The sequence below is a fragment of the Escherichia sp. MOD1-EC7011 genome (genome assembly GCF_002965005.1).
Taxonomy (GTDB): domain Bacteria; phylum Pseudomonadota; class Gammaproteobacteria; order Enterobacterales; family Enterobacteriaceae; genus Escherichia; species Escherichia ruysiae.
Genome location: NZ_PTRD01000008.1, coordinates 1 through 3,052 on the forward strand (window position 1 = coordinate 1; position 3,052 = coordinate 3,052).

Annotated in this window: 1 rRNA gene; it reads left to right on the top strand. The window is 52.7% G+C overall.

What is annotated here, in order from left to right:
* The first annotated feature begins 122 nt into the window (after nt 1–122).
* Nucleotides 123–3,026 (top strand): 23S ribosomal RNA (locus A7098_RS03165).
* Nucleotides 3,027–3,052: the final 26 nt, after the last annotated feature.

The following is a 3,052-nucleotide window of genomic DNA, read 5'->3' on the forward strand; positions in this document are numbered from 1 at the left end:
TTTGCTCTTTAAAAATCTGGATCAAGCTGAAAATTGAAACACTGAACAACGCAAGTTGTTCGTGAGTCTCTCAAATTTTCGCAACACGATGATGAATCGAAAGAAACATCTTCGGGTTGTGAGGTTAAGCGACTAAGCGTACACGGTGGATGCCCTGGCAGTCAGAGGCGATGAAGGACGTGCTAATCTGCGATAAGCGTCGGTAAGGTGATATGAACCGTTATAACCGGCGATTTCCGAATGGGGAAACCCAGTGTGATTCGTCACACTATCATTAACTGAATCCATAGGTTAATGAGGCGAACCGGGGGAACTGAAACATCTAAGTACCCCGAGGAAAAGAAATCAACCGAGATTCCCCCAGTAGCGGCGAGCGAACGGGGAGCAGCCCAGAGCCTGAATCAGTGTGTGTGTTAGTGGAAGCGTCTGGAAAGGCGCGCGATACAGGGTGACAGCCCCGTACACAAAAATGCACATACTGTGAGCTCGATGAGTAGGGCGGGACACGTGGTATCCTGTCTGAATATGGGGGGACCATCCTCCAAGGCTAAATACTCCTGACTGACCGATAGTGAACCAGTACCGTGAGGGAAAGGCGAAAAGAACCCCGGCGAGGGGAGTGAAAAAGAACCTGAAACCGTGTACGTACAAGCAGTGGGAGCCTCTTTATGGGGTGACTGCGTACCTTTTGTATAATGGGTCAGCGACTTATATTCTGTAGCAAGGTTAACCGAATAGGGGAGCCGAAGGGAAACCGAGTCTTAACTGGGCGTTAAGTTGCAGGGTATAGACCCGAAACCCGGTGATCTAGCCATGGGCAGGTTGAAGGTTGGGTAACACTAACTGGAGGACCGAACCGACTAATGTTGAAAAATTAGCGGATGACTTGTGGCTGGGGGTGAAAGGCCAATCAAACCGGGAGATAGCTGGTTCTCCCCGAAAGCTATTTAGGTAGCGCCTCGTGAATTCATCTCCGGGGGTAGAGCACTGTTTCGGCAAGGGGGTCATCCCGACTTACCAACCCGATGCAAACTGCGAATACCGGAGAATGTTATCACGGGAGACACACGGCGGGTGCTAACGTCCGTCGTGAAGAGGGAAACAACCCAGACCGCCAGCTAAGGTCCCAAAGTCATGGTTAAGTGGGAAACGATGTGGGAAGGCCCAGACAGCCAGGATGTTGGCTTAGAAGCAGCCATCATTTAAAGAAAGCGTAATAGCTCACTGGTCGAGTCGGCCTGCGCGGAAGATGTAACGGGGCTAAACCATGCACCGAAGCTGCGGCAGCGACACTGTGTGTTGTTGGGTAGGGGAGCGTTCTGTAAGCCTGCGAAGGTGTACTGTGAGGTATGCTGGAGGTATCAGAAGTGCGAATGCTGACATAAGTAACGATAAAGCGGGTGAAAAGCCCGCTCGCCGGAAGACCAAGGGTTCCTGTCCAACGTTAATCGGGGCAGGGTGAGTCGACCCCTAAGGCGAGGCCGAAAGGCGTAGTCGATGGGAAACAGGTTAATATTCCTGTACTTGGTGTTACTGCGAAGGGGGGACGGAGAAGGCTATGTTGGCCGGGCGACGGTTGTCCCGGTTTAAGCGTGTAGGCTGATTTTCCAGGCAAATCCGGAAAATCAAGGCTGAGGCGTGATGACGAGGCACTACGGTGCTGAAGCAACAAATGCCCTGCTTCCAGGAAAAGCCTCTAAGCATCAGGTAACATCAAATCGTACCCCAAACCGACACAGGTGGTCAGGTAGAGAATACCAAGGCGCTTGAGAGAACTCGGGTGAAGGAACTAGGCAAAATGGTGCCGTAACTTCGGGAGAAGGCACGCTGATAGGTAGGTGAAGCGACTTGCTCGTGGAGCTGAAATCAGTCGAAGATACCAGCTGGCTGCAACTGTTTATTAAAAACACAGCACTGTGCAAACACGAAAGTGGACGTATACGGTGTGACGCCTGCCCGGTGCCGGAAGGTTAATTGATGGGGTCAGCCGCAAGGCGAAGCTCTTGATCGAAGCCCCGGTAAACGGCGGCCGTAACTATAACGGTCCTAAGGTAGCGAAATTCCTTGTCGGGTAAGTTCCGACCTGCACGAATGGCGTAATGATGGCCAGGCTGTCTCCACCCGAGACTCAGTGAAATTGAACTCGCTGTGAAGATGCAGTGTACCCGCGGCAAGACGGAAAGACCCCGTGAACCTTTACTATAGCTTGACACTGAACATTGAGCCTTGATGTGTAGGATAGGTGGGAGGCTTTGAAGCGTGGACGCCAGTCTGCGTGGAGCCGACCTTGAAATACCACCCTTTAATGTTTGATGTTCTAACGTGGACCCCTAATCGGGGTTGCGGACAGTGTCTGGTGGGTAGTTTGACTGGGGCGGTCTCCTCCTAAAGAGTAACGGAGGAGCACGAAGGTTGGCTAATCCTGGTCGGACATCAGGAGGTTAGTGCAATGGCATAAGCCAGCTTGACTGCGAGCGTGACGGCGCGAGCAGGTGCGAAAGCAGGTCATAGTGATCCGGTGGTTCTGAATGGAAGGGCCATCGCTCAACGGATAAAAGGTACTCCGGGGATAACAGGCTGATACCGCCCAAGAGTTCATATCGACGGCGGTGTTTGGCACCTCGATGTCGGCTCATCACATCCTGGGGCTGAAGTAGGTCCCAAGGGTATGGCTGTTCGCCATTTAAAGTGGTACGCGAGCTGGGTTTAGAACGTCGTGAGACAGTTCGGTCCCTATCTGCCGTGGGCGCTGGAGAACTGAGGGGGGCTGCTCCTAGTACGAGAGGACCGGAGTGGACGCATCACTGGTGTTCGGGTTGTCATGCCAATGGCACTGCCCGGTAGCTAAATGCGGAAGAGATAAGTGCTGAAAGCATCTAAGCACGAAACTTGCCCCGAGATGAGTTCTCCCTGACTCCTTGAGAGTCCTGAAGGAACGTTGAAGACGACGACGTTGATAGGCCGGGTGTGTAAGCGCAGCGATGCGTTGAGCTAACCGGTACTAATGAACCGTGAGGCTTAACCTTACAACGCCGAAGCTGTTTTGGCGGAT